Annotated in this window: 18 protein-coding genes; 9 read left to right on the top strand and 9 right to left on the bottom strand. The window is 62.4% G+C overall.

From position 1 onward, the window contains the following. Window positions 1-214 precede the first annotated feature (214 nt). Window positions 215-1,330, top strand: a complete 1,116-nt coding sequence (locus tag F561_RS0107130) for a glucose-1-phosphate thymidylyltransferase (protein ID WP_019009263.1) — start codon at window positions 215-217, stop codon at window positions 1,328-1,330. Between the two features lie 13 nt (window positions 1,331-1,343). Then, complete coding sequence (locus tag F561_RS0107125) at window positions 1,344-2,993, top strand: AAA family ATPase (protein ID WP_019009262.1); 1,650 nt, start codon at window positions 1,344-1,346, stop codon at window positions 2,991-2,993. Window positions 2,994-3,089: 96 nt separating this feature from the next. On the opposite strand, the gene F561_RS0107120 is transcribed toward F561_RS0107125, so the two are convergent. From F561_RS0107120 to F561_RS25030, 3 genes are all read right to left on the bottom strand, one after another. Then, on the bottom strand, window positions 3,090-4,154 hold the full coding sequence (locus F561_RS0107120) for a WD40 repeat domain-containing protein (protein WP_019009261.1): 1,065 nt from the start codon (window positions 4,152-4,154) through the stop codon (window positions 3,090-3,092). A 149-nt stretch (window positions 4,155-4,303) separates the two neighbouring features. Further along, entirely contained in the window at window positions 4,304-7,942 is a 3,639-nt protein-coding gene (locus tag F561_RS0107115; protein ID WP_245556454.1) for an NPCBM/NEW2 domain-containing protein, read from the bottom strand. A 337-nt stretch (window positions 7,943-8,279) separates the two neighbouring features. Beyond that, the gene (locus F561_RS25030) at window positions 8,280-8,963 is read right to left on the bottom strand and encodes a sugar transferase (protein ID WP_019009260.1); all 684 of its coding nucleotides are present in this window, start codon (window positions 8,961-8,963) and stop codon (window positions 8,280-8,282) included. A 422-nt stretch (window positions 8,964-9,385) separates the two neighbouring features. On the opposite strand from F561_RS25030, the gene F561_RS25025 reads away from it, so the two are divergent. After that, window positions 9,386-10,936, top strand: coding sequence for a hypothetical protein (locus F561_RS25025; RefSeq protein ID WP_157451633.1), 1,551 nt, complete (start codon window positions 9,386-9,388; stop codon window positions 10,934-10,936). Beyond that, a complete protein-coding gene (locus tag F561_RS25020; protein ID WP_040380038.1) occupies window positions 10,933-12,894 on the top strand; it encodes an AAA family ATPase in 1,962 nt (653 codons plus the stop codon). Before F561_RS25025 ends, F561_RS25020 begins: the two co-directional genes overlap by 4 nt. A 132-nt stretch (window positions 12,895-13,026) precedes the next feature. Here F561_RS25020 and F561_RS25015 read toward each other — a convergent pair whose 3' ends face one another. The 3 genes from F561_RS25015 to tnpA are packed head-to-tail and all read right to left on the bottom strand — an operon-like array spanning window position 13,027 to window position 14,874. After that, complete coding sequence (locus F561_RS25015; RefSeq protein ID WP_040380035.1) at window positions 13,027-14,211, bottom strand: RNA-guided endonuclease InsQ/TnpB family protein; 1,185 nt, start codon at window positions 14,209-14,211, stop codon at window positions 13,027-13,029. Next, a complete protein-coding gene (locus F561_RS0107090; RefSeq protein ID WP_019009257.1) occupies window positions 14,208-14,483 on the bottom strand; it encodes a hypothetical protein in 276 nt (91 codons plus the stop codon). Before F561_RS0107090 ends, F561_RS25015 begins: the two co-directional genes overlap by 4 nt. Further along, window positions 14,476-14,874, bottom strand: a complete 399-nt coding sequence (gene tnpA, locus F561_RS0107085) for an IS200/IS605 family transposase (RefSeq protein ID WP_157451639.1) — start codon at window positions 14,872-14,874, stop codon at window positions 14,476-14,478. Before tnpA ends, F561_RS0107090 begins: the two co-directional genes overlap by 8 nt. A gap of 208 nt (window positions 14,875-15,082) precedes the next feature. On the opposite strand from tnpA, the gene cax reads away from it, so the two are divergent. The 3 genes from cax (at window position 15,083) to F561_RS29910 (ending at window position 18,037) form a co-directional block, all read left to right on the top strand. Then, a complete protein-coding gene (gene cax / locus F561_RS0107080; RefSeq protein ID WP_019009255.1) occupies window positions 15,083-16,231 on the top strand; it encodes a calcium/proton exchanger in 1,149 nt (382 codons plus the stop codon). 152 nt (window positions 16,232-16,383) lie between these two features. After that, window positions 16,384-17,385 carry an L-glyceraldehyde 3-phosphate reductase gene (gene mgrA, locus F561_RS0107075; RefSeq protein ID WP_019009254.1) on the top strand — a complete coding sequence of 334 codons (1,002 nt, stop codon included), beginning with the start codon at window positions 16,384-16,386 and terminating at the stop codon, window positions 17,383-17,385. 157 nt (window positions 17,386-17,542) lie between these two features. Continuing rightward, complete coding sequence (locus tag F561_RS29910) at window positions 17,543-18,037, top strand: hypothetical protein (protein ID WP_245556453.1); 495 nt, start codon at window positions 17,543-17,545, stop codon at window positions 18,035-18,037. Window positions 18,038-18,368: 331 nt separating this feature from the next. Here the strand turns inward: F561_RS29910 and F561_RS25005 are convergent, their stop codons facing one another. After that, complete coding sequence (locus tag F561_RS25005) at window positions 18,369-19,277, bottom strand: ParB/RepB/Spo0J family partition protein (protein ID WP_019009252.1); 909 nt, start codon at window positions 19,275-19,277, stop codon at window positions 18,369-18,371. Beyond that, on the bottom strand, window positions 19,274-20,047 hold the full coding sequence (locus F561_RS27135) for an AAA family ATPase (protein ID WP_019009251.1): 774 nt from the start codon (window positions 20,045-20,047) through the stop codon (window positions 19,274-19,276). Before F561_RS27135 ends, F561_RS25005 begins: the two co-directional genes overlap by 4 nt. 378 nt (window positions 20,048-20,425) lie before the next feature. On the opposite strand from F561_RS27135, the gene F561_RS0107055 reads away from it, so the two are divergent. Together F561_RS0107055 and F561_RS27130 are read left to right on the top strand one after the other, a co-directional pair. Beyond that, window positions 20,426-21,199: an FAD-binding domain-containing protein gene (locus tag F561_RS0107055; protein ID WP_019009250.1), complete on the top strand. Its 774-nt coding sequence runs from the start codon at window positions 20,426-20,428 to the stop codon at window positions 21,197-21,199. Next, the gene (locus F561_RS27130) at window positions 21,196-21,729 is read left to right on the top strand and encodes a deoxyribodipyrimidine photo-lyase (RefSeq protein ID WP_157451632.1); all 534 of its coding nucleotides are present in this window, start codon (window positions 21,196-21,198) and stop codon (window positions 21,727-21,729) included. The genes F561_RS0107055 and F561_RS27130 overlap by 4 nt, the downstream gene beginning before the upstream one ends. 62 nt (window positions 21,730-21,791) lie before the next feature. Here F561_RS27130 and F561_RS24990 read toward each other — a convergent pair whose 3' ends face one another. Further along, a complete protein-coding gene (locus tag F561_RS24990) occupies window positions 21,792-22,727 on the bottom strand; it encodes a phytanoyl-CoA dioxygenase family protein (RefSeq protein WP_019009248.1) in 936 nt (311 codons plus the stop codon). Between the last annotated feature and the right edge of the window lie 98 nt (window positions 22,728-22,825).

Raw genomic sequence — 22,825 nt, 5'->3', positions numbered from 1 at the left:
AATACACGCAGACCCGAATAAAACCTTTAGACAACTCCTTTCTTTGTCGATGCCGTAACGCCTTCTTGGGCACAGTAATGGCAAGCGGAATACGAAGTTGCCGCGGCTCCTATCCGGACGCGGCAATCTTTTTGTTCTTTCATTCTCGTCTGGTTTCTTCCGTCCATTTCAGGCGAACCACTTCAGGCTCCCTTGCCCCGTTTCCGGAGGACCTATGTCAACTACTGTTCATTCCGAGGCTGCCTACCCTACCCCGGCCCTGCCCATGAAGGCCATCATTCCTGCCGCTGGGCTGGGCACGCGCCTGCGTCCGCTGACCTACGCCCGGCCCAAGCCGGTGCTGAAGGTCGCCAACAAACCGATCATCTGCCACGCCATTTCGACCCTGTCGGACGCGGGCATTCAGGACATCGGTATCGTGGTGTCCGACCTGACCCGCAAGGCCATCGAAGGCGCGGTGCGCGACCTGGAAGGCGTGAACATCACCTTTATCTACCAGAATGAGATGCTGGGACTGGGGCACGCCGTGAAGGTGGCCCGTGAGTGGGTCGGAGACAGCAACTTCTGCGTGTATCTGGGCGACAACCTCTTCGAGCAGGGCGTGGGCCGCTTTATCGACCTGTTCTACCGCCGCCAGGCCGACGCGGTGGTGGCCCTCGTAGAAGTGGACGACCCCAGCGCCTTCGGGGTGGCCGTGATGGGTGAGGGCGGACACATCACGCAGCTGGTGGAAAAACCCAAAGTGCCGCCCAGCAAGTTGGCGGTGGCGGGCCTGTACTGCTTTTCTCCGGTGATTTTTGACGTGCTGGAAACGCTGAAGCCCAGCGCACGCGGCGAATACGAGATCACCGACGCGATTGCCGAACTGATTCAGGAGCGCGGCAATGTGCTGGGCGAATGCGTGCAGGGCTGGTGGAAGGACACAGGCAAGCCCGAAGACCTGCTGGACGCCAACCGGCTGCTGCTGCGTGAACTCAAGGGCTGCGTGCTGGGCAAAGTCACCGACTCGCGCCTCACGGGGGCGGTGGTGGTGGAACCCGGCGCAGAAGTCATCAACAGCGTGATCATGGGGCCAGTGACCATCGCGGCGGGAGCCAGAATTGAGAACGCGTATCTGGGGCCGTATACCAGCGTGGGGCGCGGAAGCCTGATCCGCAACGCCGAGGTGGAATACAGCGTGATCGACGAGGACGCCGAGATCTCCAACATGAGCGTGCGGCTGCAGGAATGCCTGATCGGGGTCAAAGCCCGCGTGGTGGGCCACGGAGCCATTCCCCGGATTCACCGTTTCGTGCTGTCGGATGCCAGCTCTCTGGAACTGGGGTGCTGAGGTGAGTGACTTGATGCCTGGATCAGATCAGACTTTTGTTCCGCAAACGACGCCAGTCAATGCCGACAACGATTTCCGGCGCATGGGAACAGTGTTGCGGCGCAGCGCGGGTATCATCGCAGCCAGCGCCCTCCTGGCCGGGGGAACGGCCTACTTTCTGGCGGCCCGCCAGACGCCCGTGTACCAGGCGAGCGCCAGCCTGATCGCCGTCAGAAACGATGGCGGCAGCAGCCTGCTGAACGGCAGCGTGTTCGCGGCCCCGTCGCTTCCACGCGGCGCACTGCAAGAAGCCCTGCAAAGCAGCGACGTGCGCGAGCGCGTTCTGGACGAGCTTCAGACCTTCGGCAAATCGTTGCCGCCCGCCACCCTGACTGGCCTGACCTCACAGGTACGCAACGACATCGGCAGCGTGCTGAGCGTGCAGGCCCAGGGCAGTGGACAGCAGGACGGCGTGTTCAACGTAAAAGCGTCCGCCACCAGCCCAAAAACGGCGCAGGTGTTGGCCGATGCCGCCACCGCCGCCCTGTTGGGCTGGGATGCGGGACGCGCCCAGCAGCGGCTGGCGCAGCTCAGAGACAGCTTCGAGGGGCAGTTTGAAGCCCTCGATACCCAGTTGCAGGCCGTGCCCACCACTGCTGCCAATCCGCGCCGCGCCGCACTGGAACGCCAGACGCTCGCGGCAGCGCGGTCACAGGTCCTCCGCAACCTGGCCCAGGTGACGGCGCTGGAACAGTCCACCACGGGCAGCCTCGCGCCGCTGGCCAGTGCAGAGTTGCCCCGTCAGGCCGCCTCACCGCGTCCGGCCAGAAGCGCGGTGCTGGCAGCCCTTCTGACGGCCCTGTTGGTGGGCGGCGCGGCGCTGCTGTGGGCCGGGCGGCGGCGCACGGTGTACGGAGAACAGGACGTCACCGGCTGGGGCGTGCCCGTACTGGGACGCCTGCCGAGTGTGCCGGGAGTCTCCAGCGGGTCGGGGTTGTTGGCGGCGCTACATTCAGGGGGCTGGCAGACGGGTGTCAACTTTTTGCGCGTGAACGTGTTGTCGCAACTGGGCGCAGCGGGGGCCGGAGCCAACGCAGGCCAACCCCGCCGCGTGGTGGTTGCCAGTGCGGGGCCAGCCGAGGGCCGAAGCAGCGTGACGGTGGCCCTCGCCCTCAGCCTCGCCCAGAGCGGTGAGCGCGTGCTGGTGGTGGACGCCGACCCGCGCCGCGCCGCCCAGACCGGCCTGTGGCAGAACCTCCAGGGTTCAAAACGGCCAACCTCTGCCGCCGAGCTGGGCCGCCCGGTGTCCGTCACCGAGCAGATCGACCTGTTGCCTGCCAGCGCCGCGCAACACCCCGACGGCTCGCTGGATCAGGCCCGCCTCAGCCGCCTGCTGGGCAGCCTGAACACTCCGTACGACACCATCGTGTTCGATACCCCGCCCCTGCTGACCTCACCCGATGCAGTGGCGCTGGCAGCGGCAGCGGACGGTCTGGTGCTGATCGTGGTGCCCGGCTCGACATCGCTGGACGACGTTTCTGCTGCATTCGACGCTGCCCGCACCGTGCGTGCCCGTGTTCTGGGCGTGTTGCTGAACGCCCGACCCCGCCTGAATGCGGCTGTGGCTGCTGCTCCCGCACCTCTGGCCCGCGAGCGCGTGGGCGGAGAAACGATCACACAGTAGGACTGAGCCAAACGTGGGACTGAAAGAGGCGTCGGGGCACCATTCCCGACGCCTCTTCTTGCCTCATTTACAGGTCAGTGGTTGTTGGTCCCTTTTCTATTCTCCCCTGCCCCACTTCCACACGCGCACTGTTTTGTCCAGCCCGCCGCCCGAGGCCAGGGCCGCGCCGTCCGGTGCGAAAGCCAGTGCCCGGATGGGGGCAGTATGTCCGGCCCAGACCCGTTGCTCCGCCCCGGTTCGGGCATTCCAGAGCCTCACCACACGGTCTTCTCCTGCTGAGGCGAGGGCGGTTCCATCCGGTGAAAAGGCCACCGCCGCCACTGGGGCACCGCTGGAGAGGGTGCGGACCAACTGGCTGTCCGGCAGGCTCCAGAGTTTGAGGGTGGTATCTGCGCTGCCCGTGACCACTTGCCGACCACCAGGGGCGAAGGCCACAGCCGTCAAGTCATCGGCGTGGCCCCGCAAGGTGCGGGTTTCCCGGCGGGCAACCACATTCCACAGGCGGGCGGTATTGTCGCGGCTGGCGCTCGCCAACTGGGTTCCGTCCGGGCTGTAGGCGACGGCAGTAACCACATCGGTATGGCCCAGCAACGAGGCTTGCAGCGTACCGCTGGCAACGTCCCAGAGCTTGATGCTGTTGCCGGTGCCCGACAGCGCCGTGTTGTCTCCGCTGCCGCTTGCCAATTGGGTTCCGTCCGGGCTGAAGGCCAGCGACGTGACGTAGTAGGTGGCCGGGTCAAGCGTGAGGCGCAGACGACCCGTGCCCGCTGCTCCCGCTCTCACTTCCCAGATTCGGATGCGGCCATCTGCGCCCGCCGACGCCAGCAGGCTGCTGTCGGGACTGAAGGCCAGAGCATTGACGGCGCTCTGGTTGGGCAACCTGCGCTGATCTGGCCTGCTCTGCGCCGCACCTGCACGCAGGGGCCACAGTTCGATCTGGCCCGCGCCACTGCCTGCGGCGAGCAGTTGACCGTCGGGAGAATAGGCGAGGGCCAGCGCCGCGCTGCCGAGGTTCAGAACGGGGGGCAGGACAGAGAGTGGGGCAGTAGACACAGCACCTGCCTGCATCACCTTCGAGACAGCTGGGGCACAGCCCACGCCCGCTCCGAGCATCAGCGTGACGCAGAGCAGTTTGGGCCAGAGTCGGCGGTTGATCGACATGAGAAACACCTCCGGAAAACGAGTGAGAGAGTTGCGGGTGTCCGTGTGAGGTCAGAGGCTGGTCCCCACTCTGTGTAAAAACCCGCGCCGCAACTCCCGAGAAGGTGAGCGGCGGCGCGGTAGGGCGGTCTGGATGCGGTGAGATCAGATCACTTGACGCGCACCAGGGTCAGCTTGCCTGCGCCCGTCTGCTCATCGAGCTGAGCCACGTACAGGTGACCTGTCGACCGGTTTTCGGTGAGGTCAAGCGGGCTGGGCGTAAAGTTGCTCAGGCCGGTCACGTAGGTCTGGGCCGTGATGATGTCCAGATTCGGGCCACCGGGCGTCAGCACCACGATGTCTTTGCCCGCGCTGTAGCGCACGACCAGCAGCTTGTTCCGCAGGGCGGAGGTGGGGGCGTTGGTGTATTCCTCGATCACGCCGTTGGCTGAAGCGTGTTCGCCGAAGTCGTAGGCGAAGCCGCGCCAGTTGCGGTCAGGCAGGGTGCCCACCGGGTAGGAGGCCACCTCGGCCTTGTCGGTGCCTGCCGTGGGGTTGCCGCCGTTCATGACCCATTCGCAGCGCTGGGGGTTGGGATGGCCGTAGTAGCCACCCGGCAGAACCCGGAACAGGAAGTCGTGCTGCACGGTCACGCTGGTCAGGGCGGGTACGGCGGGGCTGGTGTAGGGGCCGTCTGCGCGGTTGTTGCAGGAGGCGGGCAGGGTGGCCGGAGTGCCGGGGGTGTTGCCGCCCGCCGCCGAGCCGTTGGTGGGTACGTACAGCTGGCCGTTGGTGTGCCACACCATGTCGTAGGCGTTGCGGATGCCGCTGGCATAGATGGTCACGGGCGCTCCGGGGGCGTAAGGGTTGTACAACCCGCCGTCCGAAGTCTGGACACTGATGGGCGGTGAAGGAATCCGGCTCAGATCGACGCGCAGCAGTGAGCCGCTGAGCAGACGTTCAGGACGGTTGCCCCAGGCATTGTCGGGTGCGCCCATGGCCGAGTTGCTGCCCTGAAGCACGTAGAGCGCACCGGTATCGCCGGGCCGGAAGGAGATGCTGTTGGTCTGGTGGTCACGGATGGAGCGGGGCAAGCCCACCACGTAATCCTGCACGTTTTCCAGATTGGGGCCGCTCAGGCGGGTGATCTTGCCGCTCCAGTCGGGCGAGTTGTTGGTGCCGTCCCAGAAGTGGTTGTTGCTGATCCAGGCGATCAGGTTGTCGGCAGTGGCCGCCGGATCGAACTTCAGGCCGATGATGGTACGCGGCCCACCGTTGGCAGTCTGAACCGAGGTGATCGTCTGCGGCGCAGTGACCGTTCCGTCCGGCTGGACCCCGAAGCGCAGGATTTCACCGGTCAGGGTGGCGGCGTACAGCTTGCCGTCCGGTCCCATTTCAACGGTGGTGTAGGGCATGACGGGCGCGTTGGGCAACGCGATCTGCTCGAAGGCCACGCCGCTGGTATCGGTGGAACTCGCCCCGGTCACGAAGGTGGAGCGCAGGGGCAAGAAGGCCGCGCCGTTGATGTCTTTGAGGTCGGAGGTGATTTCAAAGATGTAACGGGTATTGGCCTGAAGGGGCGAGGTGGGCTTGATGACCACAGCGTCGCCGCCGCCTGAAGTATTCACCGAGGCCGGAATGGTCAGGTTGGTCCCAGCGTCGATCAGATGCACTGCTGTAGAGGTCAGCGTATTCAGGTCGATGGCGTTGTTGGGGAGGTTCACGTCGGCAGTGACCGATACGGTGGGATCGACCATCGTCTGGTGATCCTGCGGAGAGTAGCCGCGGATGCTGGGACGGTCTCCGGGCTGAATGACCACGTAATTCAGCTTGGTGTTGCTGCCGCCCACCGCGTCGATGGTCAGGCGTCCGTCCTGCACATTGGCGAGCAGCGTACTGGACATGAATTTGCGGGTGGCGATGGGCACGAAGCGGGCAATGGCAAGCTGGCCCTCGATATTGATCTGGTGGGCGCTGTCGTAGGTGTTGCTGGCGTCACCCACGCTGACGGTAACGTTGTAGACGCCGTTGGGCAGGGCGTATTCCCAGGCGGCGGGCGTACGAACCGCCGTGGTGCTGGAGACGCTGTCTGGAAACTGCATGTGCATCAGCGTGTTCAGGCGGGCGTCCACACCCACCAGGGCACGGTCGCGCGAGTTGGGCGTGATGTCGATAGGCACGCTCGCACCGCTGCCGACACTGGCCTGGGTGATCCAGCCGTAACCGCGCGTGGTGGTGTAAGCCGCGCCCGTATCGGCGGTATAACCGGCAGGCTTGGCGGAACTGGCGGGCTGGAAGTTGATCAGAAGGCCGCCCGCAGGCAGGGTCGAGGCCGCATTCACGGTGATCTGAGCGCCGCCCGATTTGCTGGGGTCGAAGGTCGAGGTCGCGGTCACGGTGGCGGTGCCCGACCCGACTCCGGTGATCAGGCCGGACTGGCTGACGGCCACGACGGCGGTGTTGCTGCTGGTCCAGGTGACGCCGGGGCTGTAGCTGCCCTGTCCACTCACCTCGGCACTGAGCTGCTGCGTGCCGTTCACGTTCAGGCTGACTGGCGCGGGACTGACTGTCACGCCGCTGACGGCGGGCTGCACCGTGGAGCAACCGATTTTGGCAGAGGCCCAGTCGGCGTGGTCAAACTGTACGCCGTCGCCACCATCGGTCACGCGCAGGGTAAGTTGCTGCTTGCCTGCCACGTTCACGCTGACCGAGCGGGCCGGGTCTTTGCCGGTCATCAGGCCGCTGTCGAACAGCAGGGCTCCGTCGGCCAGCACCTGAAACGCCAGGGTGCCCTTGTCGCCCACTTCATCGTCCACGCCCACTTCGGCGCTGAAAGTGGAGCAGGTGCTCCCAAGTGCGTACACCAGCTGTGAGGCTGCGTGCACGCCAAGGCCCTTGGAATACACTGTGCCGCCGATGGTCAGGGTGCGCCCGTCGCCCGCCGGACGTTCGCCGTTGCTGGTGTTGGCTTCAACTGGTCCGTAACCGTTGGTGGCCGAGAGCGGAGTCAACTCGCTCAGCAGCTTGTCGCCGGAAGGCTGGGGCGTGCTGCACGTCACTCTGGCATCGGCCCAGTCGGCATGGTCGAAACTGACCCCGTCGCCGCCGTCGGTGACCACCAGGCGCAGGGTCTGCACCCCGCTCACGTTCACGCTGATGGGTTTGGCCGCGTCCGTACCGCGCATGGTGCCGGAATCGTAGAGCTTGGTGGAAACCCCATTCCAGATCTGGAAGGCCACCGTGCCCTTATCGCCCACCTCATCGTCCACGCCAATCTGGGCATTGAACACCGAGCAGGCTCCGCCCAGTGCGTAACGCACATCGGAAGCGGCGTGCACCCCCAGACCTTTGGCGAAGGTCGTGCCGCCGATGGTGAGGGTCAGGCCGTCGCCGCCAGTGCGGGTGTTGTTGCTCTTGTTGATCTCGATGGGGCCGTACCCGCTGGTGGCCGAGGTCCAGGTCATATCGCTGAGCTGGGTTTCGGTGGGCGTATCCAGAGCCGTGAGGCCCACGCCGCGCCAGGGGTAGCCGAAGCCGCCGGGATAGGGATCGGAAGAATCGACCTCGTCAGACCACGAATAGTCCACCCCGCTGACATAGGGGTAGGCGGCCTCCGGCCCAGATGTTCCGGAAGAGGGCTGAGAAGAACAGGCCACCAGACTCGCTCCGACAATCCAGAGCAGTCCGGCCCGGAAGCGTCGGCGGGCGCTGCCCTGCCGTGTCCGTCCAGGTGGGGTTGAAACGGACAGATCCTGCTCCGTTAACTTTCGCGCTTCATCCACGCGTGCTGCCGAATATTGTTGACCCATTCAGGTTCCTCCAGAAACATCTGTGCCCCGCTGCGGGATGTCCCGTTGTTGGATGCACGGGCGAGTGTGGCCTATGAGGCGCTAACTTAACGTTTCGGGCTTTTTGGTGAATATTCACCCACGTCTCACTGACGTGTCTCAATGAACGCGGCTTCTGCGCTGGGTGGGTTACTCCAGTTTTATCTGACGGTCTGGACCAGGAAAGACTGACCTCGGGGGAGGGTTTACAGAGGTTCCATCCCTGCCTGTACTGTGGAGTTCAGGGCCAGAATTCACGGCCACCACACTTTCTCTACAAAGCGCTCATCAGTGACGCCCGACAGAAAGCGGCGTCTGTTTAATACGCGCCTGTACCGCCCAGCACGACCTTCAACGTGCGCACCAGGATCAGGAAGTCCAGCCGCAGCGACCAGTGGCGCACGTAGTAAGGGTCCCACTGCTCCATGCCCAGGTTGCCTGCCGCAGACCGGCCAGACACCTGCCACAACCCGGTCATGCCGGGGCGCACCCGCTGGCGCGTCAGCTGTACAGAAAGGGCCAGTTGCTGTGCATGGTAGGGCGGCAGTGGCCGGGGGCCGACCAAAGACATCTGGCCCTGCAACACGTTGACGAGCTGCGGCAGCTCATCCAGGCTGGTTTTACGCAGGAGGCGGCCAATGCGGGTAATGCGCGGGTCGCGCCGAAGCTTGTGATTGGCCTCCCACTCGGCCCGCAACTCGGCATTCTGCAGGAGCGTGTCCTGCAGCAGTTGTTCGGCATTGGGCCGCATGGTTCTGAATTTCCAGGTGGGAAACAGCGCCCCGCCCAGGCCCACGCGGTCTTGCAAAAACAGTGGATTGGCGCGGTCTTCCAGCCAGATCAGCACCGCAATCAGCCCGCACAGCGGCACCCACAGGGGCGCACTGACCAGCACGCAGGCCATATCCAGCCCCCGTTTACTGGTCAGGGCCAGGGGCCGGATCAGGCTGTGCACGGCAGAGAGGCCCAGCGCACTGCCCACCTCGTTGGTCTGCATGCCCATCAGGCACTCCTGCCGTGCAGAGCACAGAAAAAAGGCTGGCGAGGCCGCAGTACAGGGCCAACTGAGACGAAGGAAACTGGCGTCAAGGAGGCTGGTGCACAGGAGACGGCCACGGAACAGGCTGACACGGAAGCTTTTTCAAGGTCGCTCGGCATTCATGACTCCTCAAGCACGGTCAGGTTGGAAACAGGATCAGGTGGCCCGGCCAGTTCAGAAGATTTGACCTCGGCCCTATAGACGCCATGCTGCCGAACTTCTCGTTACTCAAACGTAAAAACAGTTGGGGAAAGTGGCCCTGCCAGGCTCCCTGATGCCGTGACCTGAGGGCAGAGGTACGCTTACACGCTCTCCAGTCAGCCCTCAGCCAGTTCTGCGGCCAATTCTTCTGGCGGGGTGGCCGGGTGCGCTAGTCTGTGGGTTCATTGAGCTTGCCTGCCGCCCTCTCCCCTACTCTCCGTGAAACCTGTGTCGCTGAAGAACGTGGGGTCTTTTTGCCCACCAGAGGCCACGTCAGTTTTGTGGGCCTGCACGGTCAGGCACTGGAAAGGCACAGTCCTGAGAAACAGAGTTCAGAAAAACAATCTCCGGAAAAACAGGGGTTGGGCAGGCAGGCAGCGGGCAGAAGCGACAGCCAGCGCCTGCCCTATATCGAAAGTTACACGCCGCACGGGGTGCAGGTGCGCCTGACCGACTGGGTGGGCCGCCTGACCTTTACCACCGAGTCGGACGCGGGGCGGGTGCAGCATCCGGTTCTGGTCTACCCGGCCAAATTGCACGAGCAGCCGGAGCAGGCTTTTGCAGCGCTGGGCCGGATGGCCGACGCCCTCCCCGAACTCGGCCAGCGCCTCAACTTTCCGCAGGGTCTGCTGTCGGCCACCGATCACCTGACCGCGCCCACCAGATCAGCTCCGGCAGCCCCCCAACTGCTGGACTGGGCGGGGCAGGCCTGGCAGCTGTGGCAACTGGCGCGGCGGCGGCCCCAGCTGGTGCAGGGACAAGGGCGGCGCGTACTGGACGATGGGCGCGTGCCCGACCGGGTGGACTGGGAACTGACCTTCGAGCATTGGGGCCAGGGCGGATTTCCCGGTCATGTGGCCCGCGACCTGGCCCCGCCCCTGCCGCCAGCGGCCACCTCAGCCCTGCTGGATTTATGGGACGCGCTGATCGCGGCGGCGCAGCAGTTGCCTCAGCCTGCCGAGCGCCTGCCGCTGCTCGCGCGTTTGACCTGGGCCAGAGCCGCGATTGCCGGAAACAGGGCGGGCGAGCGGGCCAGCAGCGCACCCACCCAGCGCAGAACGACCCGGCCCACCGCCGCCAGATCGACCGACGCCTTGACCCATCAGGCCGCGCTGCTGGCCGAACAGGTGCGCCACTGGTCACCCCAGTCCACCGGAATTCCGGAGGGCTATACCCGCATGGCCGAACTGTACGAGATCTGGGCGCTGGCCCGCCTCACCCAGGCACTCGGGGCCAGCAGCGGCGAATTCGAGCGAGACGCGGCCGGACTCTTTACGGGTACCTTTCGTGGCGACGGCGTAACCGTGACCCTCAATCCCCGGCTCAGTTTCCGGGGGATCGGACTGGGGTTGCAGTTGCTGCGCCCCGATCTGCTGGCCGTATTCGACGATGGGCGGGCGCTGGTGGCCGATGTCAAATACCGCCCGCTTGACCGCCTGAACGCCCAGCAGCACCGCGAAATCAACGATCAACTCCTGCGGTATATGGGCCTGTCGCACGCGGCCACTGGCCTGATCCTGTGGCCGGGCCGGGCCGAAACTGGGCGACTTTCCGGCGCTCCGGGGGCAGAACCCATACTGGAGGCCAATCCTTACAGCCCGCAGCAGGCCCTGCAAATCAACCCCCTTCCCGGCGAACGTGCCCGCATGGTGCGCGTCCGGCTTCATCCCAACGACCCTCACGGGGCGCTGCCGTTACAGCTGCGTACCCTCGGCTTTCCCGGAGTTTTCGCATGACCACCCCCCGAACCGCTTCCCCCTCTTTCATCACCGTTTTTGCCCAGTTCAAGATTGCTTTCGACGCTCTGTTTCACCTGCCTGCCGAGCAGCAACGCGCAGTGGAAACGGCGGCTAGGGCAGCCGATTGGATCACCGATTCGGGGGGTGCCCTCCTGTCGCCCGCCTTGCCACTCCGGGCACCGGGCGGGTCTGCGTCCAGTTCGCACGGTTCGGAGCAGGCCATCGAGTTTCCGTGGTCGGATGCCGGGTCACAGGCGGCGGCAGCGGCGGCAGCCCAACTGCAACTGCTGGTATGCGACGTGATCAGCGAATCTGCACGCGGGCCAGATGCAGTGCTGCGCCTATCGGGGCATGTGGCCGACGAACAGGGCGCGGCACTGGCCATGTTTACCCCTGCGCCGCGCCCGCTGCTGTTGGCCGCCGAACACTGCGCCCGCCAGAGTCTTCTGGGCAACCTCACCCGAACCCGCGTTCTGGCCTACCGCGCCGTTCCCTCTTCAGAGCGGGTCCTGTCGCTGGAAGCTCTGCTGCGTTACCTCCCGCGCAAACGGCAGGTGGCCCTGATCAAGGACGTGTCCCTGTACGAGCACGCCCTGGAGCGGCGGGGAGACGAATTCTGGCACCACTGCCGGTTGCGGGCCGCCTACAGTGAACAGGCCAGCGGGCAGCAGCACAGTCAGCCCTTGGGCAGCAGCCTGAGCAGCGGCCTGTTGCTGCACGCCCTCAGCGCCCTGGCCCTCCCTTACGCCAGACTGGAAGGCCAGACGCCGCCCCGCCCCAGTCTGGAGGCCCGCAACCTGCTGGACGGCCTGCTCCGGCCTGTGCCAATCAAAAAAGCGCCTGAGCCGGAGCAGCCCAGGCCTGTACCAACCAAGCCTGTAGCAACCAAGCCCGTACCCACCAGGCCCGTGCCGCCCACGCCAGAACCGGTCGTCACTGTGCCGGAGAATGAAAGTCATGGCACCGATCCAGTCGTCCTGCCTGTGCAAGAGCCTGTACCACTGACGCCTGAACCAGAAGCCGCGCCCCCGCTGCCCGACCTGTGGCACGGCCTTCAGGAGCGGCTGGTGATCGATCCAGAAGTGCTGGATACGGCGCGGGTGGCCCTGACTCTGGCCCGCCCGCTGCTGCTGGAAGGAGCGCCCGGCACTGGCAAGACGCTGCTGGCAACCCTGCTGGCCGAAGCCCTGTGCGGGCCGGGGAACTTTACGCTGGTCACGGCAGATGCCCGCTGGACAAGCAGCGACGTGCTGGGCGGCCTGAAAGTGGCCCCCGGCGACAGCCTGCGCTACCTTTTTCAACCCGGCATCGTCACGCGGGCGGCGCAGCGACATCACAGCAGCATTCAGAGTTCGGGGCGGCCCCACGCCCTGATCATCGACGAATTTAACCGCGCCCATCAGGATGAAGCCTTCGGACGGCTATTGACTTTGCTCGATCCCGAATACCGCAGCCGAATGCCGCTAGTCTCGGAGGCGGACGGCGCACCTGAGGCCGTGTATCTGCCGCCCGATTTCCTGTTGATCGCCACCATGAACGACGCCGATGTGGGCCGCCTACACGAGATTGGTGCGGCCCTGACCCGGCGTTTCGTGACCCTGCCGCTCACCGTGCCACGTGAGGAACGGGCTTTTCTGGAGCGAACCCACCCAGGGGTTGCCAGCGCCCAGCTGAATACGTTGTACGCCTTTGTAGGCACCGGTCAGCTTGCCGAAGACCGCGCCGCTTCCCGCCTGCGGGCTTACGTCACGGTGGGCACGCATTTCATGTGCGAGGCGCTGGCCCTGGCCGGGGCAGGCCTTTCGCTCGACGATACCCTCAAGACCCTGACCCATCCTCATCTGGCTGGCCTCAGCCGCGACCACCTGACCGCGCTGCACCGCACCGCCCAACAGCTGGAACTGCCGCATCTGGCTGCCCAGTTGCAGACCGCTGGAGAAGTCGCGCCGTTCTAGGGAAGGAATCACGAAGCCGCGCAGTGGAGGCAGTAGAGGACAGTCAGAAGATCAGCAAAGAACTTCTCTAGAAACCGTCTTTCTCAGATTCACTTCAACGTGACATACCCCATGCCTAAAGGCAGGGGCTTCTCAGGCGACGACATGCGATCCTCCGCTCTCGTTCACACCTGAAGGCCAAAGTATCCTGGCCCGCTGCAAGATGTTTTTCGCGGCGTTGAGATCGGCGTTTTCAGCCCATCCACACCCCACGCAAACAAACCTCGCCTGTGAGATGCGGTTTTCCCGGCACGTATGCCCACACTTGCTGCATTGTTGACTCGTGTACATGGGATTGACCGCGACAACTTTCCGGCCAGCTTCTGCCGCTTTGCTGGAAAGGATGAGAAAAAACGATGCCCAGCCCACGTCCGAAATGCTCCGGGCGAGGTTGGACTTGACCATGTTGCCGACCTTCAACTCCTCATGCGCGATCAGATCGTGTTCATTGACCAACCCCCGTGCGGTTTTGTGGTGAAAATCCAGGCGTTGCCGCCGGATCTTCCGGTGTGTTTTGGCGACGATCTGGACAGCTTTACGCCTCCGGTTCTTACCCTTTCCCCGGCGGGCCACCCTGCGCTGCTGAACCCGCAACTTCTTCAGGCTGGACTTGAGATAGCGCGGGTTGTCCACAAACTCCCCATCGGAGGTGATCGCAAACCACGTCGTCCCCACGTCCACGCCCACCGAGCTTCCCGTCTCGGGAAGCGTCTGCCCCGTGACTTCGCAGGTGTAGACCGCGTACCACTGATCCACGTCCAGCACGATCTGCACAGACTTGGGCTTCCCTTCCAACGGACGGTGCAGCTTGACCTTGACCGCGCCGATCTTGGGAACGTTGATGCGCCGCCCCTCGTCCACAGGCTTGCCGCAGGTGGTCCAGTCGTCCTTTTTGTTGTCCCAGCACTGCTTGAACTTGAACGAGTCCCAGCGGTCCCGCCCCTTGAAGCGCGGGAATCCCGCCCGCTTTGCCCCCTTGTTGACCCGGCTGAAGAAGGACTTGTACGCCCGGTCCAGCCGATCGAAAACATCCTGAAGGACGTGGCTGTAGACACCGCTGTACTCCGGGCAAGCCTCTTTGAGTGCGGTGAGTTCCTTTTGCTGATCGTAGGCCGAGAGGGTCTTGCCGTGCTTCCGGTAGGCTTCCCGACGCTGCTCAAGGCCCGCGTTGTACAGCGTTCGGGTCAGGCGCAGCGTCTCGAACATGGCCGCTTCCTGAGGCCTGGTCGGGTAAAGACGGTAGCGAAAGGTTTTGACCGCGGTGGCAACCCCCCTCAATTCAGTGCTCCGATGCGTTTCAGTCCTGCGTCCCGCAGGACACGGGCGCGTCCGAGCGCTGCAAGCATCTCTGCGTCGGGGGTTTCATGGCGATAGCCCCGGAATCCACCCGCCGCGCCGTTCGTGACGCTGCTGACCTGCCCTTCCGGGGCAAGGGGCGGCCTGAAGTCGCAATGCCCGCAGAAGTACCTGTCGCACTTCTCCACCTTCCGGGGGCGCAGCGTTTGCGTCTTGGCGCACCCGGCGCAGTTAAGGGTGACTTTCTCAGACATGCTTCTGGCTCTCCACGTATTGCTTGATGACGCTGAGCGGTGCGCCGCCTACCGTTGAGACAAAGTAGCTGTTGGTCCACAGCGTCGGAAGCCTAGATTTGAGCCACGGGAACTCAGAGCGCAGCAGGCGACTGGAACGGCCCTTTGCCAGCTTCACGAAGGTGTGGAGGCCGAACTGGGGGTCGACCTCCACCAGCAGGTGAACGTGATCCGGCATGATCTCCACGGCCAACAACTCGCACGCTTTCTCGGTGCAAAGCTCACTCAGGATGACCTTGAGCCGTTCGTCCACACCCTCAATCAAGACGCTTCTCCGGTATTTAGGCGTCCAGACAATGTGGTACTTGCAGGAGTAAACCACGTTGCGATTGGACTTGTACTGGAGAGGCAATTTCGCCATGGGAGGATTATATGGCACGCGCCTATCTAATGTAAGAGGCCTTTGCTGCCTCCTTCGGGGCGAGCCGCTCACCCAATACCTGAAGGGAGGGGCTTGCGCGACTCAGTGGGTCATTTTCACACCAGTGCCACGACAGGGCCAGCGTCTCTGCGGTCCATCATCTGGTGGGCCAGCAAGCAAAATGCTTTAAGCTCCGCCCATGATTATGAACCTGTTGCTGATCTTTATTCCGATCAGCCTGCTCCTGGAATATGTCTTCAAAGCGCCGCCCCTGTGGGTCTTCGTGACGGCCACCGTCGCCATCATTCCGCTGGCCGACTGGCTGCGCAAGGCCACCGAACAGGTCGCCGCACGCGCTGGATCAGCGATCGGCGGCCTGCTGAATGTCACCTTCGGGAATCTGGCCGAGCTGATCATCGCCATTTTCGTGCTGCTCAGCGGCAATATCACGGTGGTGAAGGCCCAGATTACAGGCAGTATCATCGGCAACGGACTGCTGGGCCTGGGCCTCGCCATCCTGATCGGTAGCTTTGGCCGCACCAAACAGAAATTTAGCGGCCAGAACGCCGGACAACTCAATTCCATGCTGTTTCTGGTGGTCATCGCGCTGATGATTCCCGCCCTCTTCGATTACACCGAACGTCTGCCCGGGTTTTTGGCGGGCAGTGACGCCGCCCGCACCAACCTGGACGAATACCTGAGTCTGGCCGTCGCCATTGTCCTGATCGTGGTGTATCTGCTGAACCTGCTGTACACCCTCGTGACCCACAAAGATGCCTTCGAGCAGGAAGAAGGCGCACATGAAGGCAAGCTCTGGCCCGTATGGCAGGCGGCAGCAGTGCTGGTGGGCGGCACGGCCCTGATCGCCCTGCAATCCGAAATGCTCTCGGGGGCACTGGAGGCCACGAGTACCACCCTCGGCCTGAGTCCTTTCTTCCTGGGCATTATTGTACTGGCCGTGGTGGGCAACTTTGCCGAATACATCGCGGGCAGCTACTTTGCCCGGCAGGGAAAAATCGGACTGGCCATCAACATCGCGGTGGGCGCGACCATTCAGGTGGCTCTTTTCACCGCGCCGCTGCTGGTACTGATTTCCTACGTCATCGGCAAGCCCATGAATCTGGTGTTTTCCAGCCCGCTGGAACTGGTGGCAATTGTCGCCGTCGCGCTCACCGTGACCACTGTGACCAAAGACGGCGAGGCGACCTGGTTTGAAGGCGTCCTGCTGCTGACCGTGTACGTGCTGCTGGCGCTGGCCTTCTTCTTTGTGACGCCCGGAGAGCAGGCGCTGTTGCCGGGACACGCTCCACTTACAACGGTCCTGGCTGCCCCTGCTCTGGCCGCCTGACGCTGAGTTTCCACAGCAAACCGGGCAACCGCATCAGCCCGAATCTCTTTCACACCGCTCGATCTGACGTGCCCATTGTTCTTCTGGGTGTGCAAGATTGAGCGGAACCTTTTGTCACTTTCCCCTCCGTCCTGTTCTCCAAAGGAGTTTGAATGACCCTCCCCGTATACCAAGCCGCGCCGCAACGCTACGACACCATGACCTACCGGCGCACCGGACGCAGCGGCCTCAAACTTCCGGCCATTTCGCTGGGGCTGTGGCACAACTTCGGGGGCGCAGACCGCCTGGAAAATGCGCGCACCATCTTGCAGCGGGCCTTTGATCTGGGTGTCACGCACTTTGATCTGGCGAACAATTATGGGCCGCCTGCGGGCAGTGCAGAAGAAACCTTCGGGCGGATATTGGCACAGGATCTGCGTCCCTACCGCGATGAACTGATCATCTCCAGCAAGGCGGGCTACGACATGTGGGCCGGGCCATACGGCAACTGGGGATCGCGCAAATATCTGGTGTCCAGCCTTGATCAGAGCCTGAAACGCATGGGCCTGGAATACGTCGATATTTTTTATCACCACCGACCCGACCCCGAAACGCCGCTGGAAGAAACGATGGGCGCACTCGATCACATCGTTCGCAGTGGGCGGGCGCTGTACGTGGGCATCAGCAATTATTCACCCGAAGGTACGCGTCAGGCCGCCAGGATTCTGCGCGAACTGGGCACGCCCTGCCTGATCCATCAGCCCAAATACAGCATGTTGGAACGCACACCGGAAGCAGGCCTTCTGGACGTGCTGCGCGAGGAGGGCATGGGCAGCATCGTGTTCAGTCCACTGGCTCAGGGTCTCCTTACCGACAAGTACCTGCACGGCATTCCCGCCGATTCCCGTGCGGTCACCTCTGGCCGGTTCCTGCGGCCCGAACACGTCACTGACGCCGTGCTGGAGCAAACCCGCCAGCTGAATGCAGTGGCCGCCGAGCGGGGGCAGACATTGGCGCAACTGGCCCTGGTGTGGGTGCTGCGTCATGCCGAAGTCACCTCGGCCCTGATCGGAGCGAGCAGGCCAGCGCAGATTGACGACGCGGTCGGCGCACTGGGCAACTGCGAATTGAGTGGCGATGAATTGGTCCGGATCGAGGCGATCCTGAGCGCGTGAGGGGGCAGCTTTCAGCCTGACCGAAATCAGATGACCCGACATTCTGCGGGGGCCTCGGCCCTACCCCACCAATAAACCCCATCACCCCCCCCAAAATCGCTGCTCAAATGCAGAGAAACTCGGCCCATTGGCGGCTGCGGGCGCGTAAGGTGTAGCCATGATGGCGTCCCTGATCATCGCCGCAGTGCTACTGGGCTTATTTTTTCTGGCGCGGTTCCTTGCACGCCGCAATAAGGCTGTTTCTCGTCCTCCCCTACCCAAAACACCCCCCGCCGTTCAATCTGGCGTCAAGGTCGTTCCTCGTTCCACCGTTCAGCCTCCTCTCCCCGACTTCCGAACGCCACCCGGTACAGCAGACCTTGATGATGTCGATGCTCTGCGCCCAGAAATAGACGCCTCGGCGCTGGCTTCGACCCGAATGGCCGTCACCCAGGCCGTGCCCGACGGTGTACTGGCCGATGCCCTTCTGGACGCCACGCCCGCACAACTTCAGCACCTGTTGGCCGCTGTGCCCGACGACGTACTGACCAACGCTCTGGGCAGCCAGAACACCACCCAGCAGCCCATCAAGGCAGCCGACCTGGCCCAGTTGAAGGGGATCGGTGACGCAGTGGATGACCTCGATTTCTGGAATTTGTCGGACAAAACGTAGCTGCCAGCTCAATGACCTGCAGTCATAAAAGATCTGGGAGCACTGGTGCAGTTTGCTCGACTGATTGGGGATGACTTGAAGCACAGCAGCAATGCTTGCTGTCGTATAAAGAGGCAGCATTAAACGGAGCTGGGAAATCCTCAACAACCAGCGATATGCCAATTTACTCCGGCAGGTAGAACGAAGCCCCATCTCAAGCCGTAGCTTATGGGGCTTTGCTGCGTGGATTTTCAGGTGTGTTGGAACAACAGGTGCGAGTGCAGGTGGAGCTAGACCATTCTTGAATTACGTAATTCAGAGGCGTAGCCCACATCCGAAAGAAATGGACAGCCTATTTCAGCAGGTCGTTCAGCTCCTCCATCAATTTCAGAGCACGCGTCCGCTGAAGCTCCGTGAGCTTTGAGAGTCGCCGGACTGAAATATTTTTCTTCAGCTGTTCCAACACAGGCTCGTTGTGAAGTGTGGGTTGTAACTCGGCAATGGCAAGTCTGAGGTCTGCGTGCGTCAGTTCCTCTGTCAGCACCCGCTGTAGCAGGTCGGCATGATGACGTTGCGGCGCACGGGAGATCAGGACTGCCTTACTGTAATCGAGGCGACCCGACTGAACAGCCTGGATCAAGGTGGCGGGCAGTTGGAGGGCTGGCAGACCATTGGTCACAAACGATGTCCACTGTTCGCGGCCCAACTGTGCAAAAAGCTGTTCGAGGACCTGAACCTGCTCAGGAGCACTTCCAGGGTCATTCCGCAGTTGTTTCAGAAGCACGACAGCACTTTCCACACTGACCCCAAAGTGGTGGGCCACCAGATTCAGCTTGGATGTCACCTCGTCGAAGCGGTTCAGGTCTTCGCGTTGCAGGTTTTCGACCGCCGAGATGATATCCACCTCTGCGGGTGAAAGGGAACGAACGATGACCGGCACGCTTATCAATCCAGCCTGCTGCGCAGCACGCCAACGCCTTTCCCCATAAACAATTTCGTAGCGTCCATCTTCCAGTGGGCGGGCCATCAGAGGTTGCAGGACACCCTGCTCCCGAATGCTGTGGGCCAGTTGAAGCAGTCCGGCTGAATCAAAATAACGGCGTGGTTGGCGTGGGTTGGGTTGAAGGGATTCCACAGGCAATTGATGTGGAAGTTCTGCCGAAGATTGATCGCTGGGCGAACCTGAAAACTGCAGAGAGCGGTTCAGCAGGTTACCCAGACCTGCGCCGGAGCCTTTGGATTGAAACCGGTTTTTCGTCATGCTTCCTCTCCAAACGCCTGCTTGATCTCGTTCCAGATTTCCGTGAACTGCCCAAGTTCGGTTGGGCATTGACCAAAGACCTTCTCGTAGGCACTGAGAGACTTGACCACTGTACTCAGGCGAGGGTGGGCGTTCAGCGCGTCATTGGCTTCATGCGCCATCGCTTTGCGGGCATCGAAGCGGTTCAGGACAATGGCGTAGTTGAAGCTCTCAAGAGCTGCTTCCAGATCGGTCAGGAGTTCCAGCGTGGTCGCCAGACGGTCAACATCCATTCCCGTTGGCAACACAGGGACCAGCACGACATCAGCCACTGTTGCGGCACTCTTGAGAATTTCGCGGTTGTTGGGCGGAGTGTCGATAATCACGGTATGGCCTGCTCTGGCGAGGTCACGCGCCTGACGCATCAGCGTATTTCGCTCGGCTGCAATCACACGGAAGGGCAGCTCTATTCCATCGGCTTGGGCGTGCTGTTGCCAACGAAAGGCACTTACCTCCTCATCGGCATCCAACACCACGACATTGCCCTGTTGCAGCGCAATGGCCGCCGCCAAGTGCATCGTCAGGGTCGTTTTGCCGACGCCCCCTTTGAGACTGGTGAGGGCCACAATACGGGGAGCGTGTGACACCGCAGTTACAGGCGTCGGCATCAGTGTTGCCACCGCCTGTCCATGTTTGGTAATGACAATGGGCTGGCCTGTATGCTCCAGTTCCCGAATGCGCTCTGGCAGTTCTTCCCGAAGCGCACGAATTCCAACTGTTTTTCGGCTCATGTGCAGAGTGTACACAGACAGAACTGAAATCCCAAACTCTGAATTACGTAATTCAGAGCAGGAGAGGGGAGCTATGGGGTGGATTTTGCAGTTGCTGGTCGGATACAGCAGTCCAGTTCCCCACCTCTGAATCTCAGCGTCTCAGATGAAGATCCGGGAATCTCCACGTCACAGGAACCGCCCTCTTTTCGCCCTCTGTCACTCTTTCAATTCTAGACTTATCACTGGATAGTTAACGGGGCAGACCAGCAGGAACACTCTTGACTCTGAATTACGTAATTCAGGGGTACCTGTACTCTGCTCGCACGTATTCAGAGCGGCCATTCACCCCGTCACTTCTTACAGAGAAACCTGTCAGGGGACGCCAGACTGGAAACCATGACCCGTATCCCCACCACTCTGACAGACGAACAAATACCGAAAGAACTGGGCAGTGCCCTGGCTGGGCTGTACAGCGGAGAAGCACGTCTGCCCTCTCGCGTGGGTGGCAGGGTGGCTGGGCTGGCAGCTTTGCAGGCTTACAATCCCAAGGACTACGCGGCCCGTAACCATCTGCTGGCCCCTATTTCCCGCCTCTCCATGTACCTGCGCCACGGCATGCTTTCCCCCAGAGAGCTGGCCGATCATCTCCGTGCCCGAGCCAGGGGAACAGACCGAGAAGAAGGTCTGCGGCAACTGGCCTGGCGTGAATTCTTCTGGCTGGTGCTGAAGCAAAGGGGCCGGGCGGTGCTGGAGAATCTGGAGGAGCCAAAATACCGCGTTTCCTGGTCGCCGGAGTTGCCGAGTGATGTGCGGGAAGCGCAGACCGGCTTGCCCTGTGCCGACGCCTGGATCACACACCTCAAAGACGATGGATACATGCACAACCACGAGAGGATGTGGTTTGCGGCCTATCTGGTGCACTGGCGGCGGGTGAACTGGAAGGCCGGGTACGAATTTTTCCGCGAACACCTGCTGGATGGGGATCTGGCCAGCAATGCCCTGAGCTGGCAGTGGGTGGCGAGTACCTTCAGTGGCAAGCCGTACATCATGAATCAGGCCAACATCGAAAAGTATTCGGCGGGTCGCTGGTGCGAGGGCTGCACCGCCGATTGCCCATTTATGGGAAGTTATGAGCAACTGCAGGAAAAATTGTTTGGATGGCGGGCATGAGCGTGGTTGTCTGGCTGCATGGCGACAGCCTCTCTATCACTGACCCGGCCCTCTCTGCCCATCCAGAAGCGCCTGCCCTGTTCGTATTCGACCGTCCCTTTCTGTCCAGTCACCGGATTGCCTTTCCCAGACTGGCCTTCATGTACGGCGGTGTACGCGATATAGCCGCCGCACGCTCTGCATTGACTGAGATTCGGGTGGGCAGCGTGGCCGAAGAACTGGCCCAGTTTGCGCGGGAGCACAGGGCCACCCAGCTCCATGCCAGCGAAAACCCGACGCCGGAATTTGAAAGCATTCTGCAGGGCGTGCAGGAGCGCTGTCCAGAGCTGAAACTGGTGATCCATCCCGCCGAACGCCTCACGACCTTCAGTGGCCCGGTCACCAAATTTTTCGGCTTCTGGAAGAAAGTTCAGGCCGAAGTGTTGGGTGGAGGTGACCTGTTCAGAGGCGTGGAGATGCCCCCCAGCCCTGCACCTTCCAGACCGCAACGCGATCACCGCAACCGTTGGGCAGATCGTAGAAGTAAGTAATCACTACAGGCAGAGGCACGGGCCAGATCAGCCGTGCCTCTCTTTTTACTCAGGTTCCGATTTTACTGATCCAGGCTCACGTCTCCGGCACTGCAATAAGAGCCGGGGGTGTGCGCCAGATGCACGACCCGCAGTTCCTCCTGCTCGTCTCCTAGGCGGACTGGACGGAACTCGGGCGCAGCCTGCCAGTCGAATTGGGGTTTTTCAGGGGCAGCAGCCTCATGACGTTTCAGGGCCAGCGGAAGCAGCCGCATCCGGCGCTCTGTCCATTCCTGATCCCATGGCCCCTCCGCCGCAATCTGCTCGGAGGCACGGAACTCGTAGTAGATGGTCCGGCGCAGCTTCTTTCCCTCGGCTCGTTCGGAGCCGTGAACGACCATCACGTCATGCAGCAAGACGTCGCCCGGTTCCATTTCCACATAAATGCTGCCAGGAGCGTCCCAGCCGTGTTGCTCGGCCAGCTCGCACACATCGGCGGGCGCGGTCTGACTGCCCGGAATCACGCGCAGGGCACCGCCCCCCGCCCGCGACTCGTCCAGATACAGGTCGTAGTTGAAGATGCGCCACCGGCGAGGATGCACGGCGTCCTGATGCCAGGGCACCTTCTCGCCGTCGCCCTCGAACTTGAAAACCATACTTTCGTAAGTAGGCACGAAGTTCGGCCCACACAGGCTTTCTGCCACGCCCAGAACTTCGGGACTCCCCAGAAGTTCGAGTGAAACGGGTTCGCCCTTGTCGTGAACGTAATCCACCCGCCACATCACCCGGCCCACTTCGCGCTCGGCAAACAGGTGATCTGAATTCCTGCCGCCGTCCTCCAAGCCGCGCTCTATCCAGCGTTGGCCTGCATCTTGAAGCCGGGTGAGCAGGTCGCCGGTGACCCAGTTACGCAGGATCAGGTAGCCGTTCTCGTCAAAAAAGCGGATCTGTTCCGCCGTGAGATGGAAGCGGGAAGCGGGGGGCGAAGAAGTGGGCGCTGCATCGGTCAGAACAGTCATAGCGGGCCTCCGGTGAACCAAAAAGACATTCGTAGCTGGAGGCTCAGAGTAAGGCAGCACAACAGGAAAATCGTTCGGCTTTGGGAGCGCCGATTCCG

Origin of the sequence: Deinococcus aquatilis DSM 23025, assembly GCF_000378445.1 — a bacterium.
Taxonomy (GTDB): Bacteria; Deinococcota; Deinococci; order Deinococcales; family Deinococcaceae; genus Deinococcus; species Deinococcus aquatilis.
This window is presented reverse-complemented; position numbering and strand designations above follow the sequence as displayed.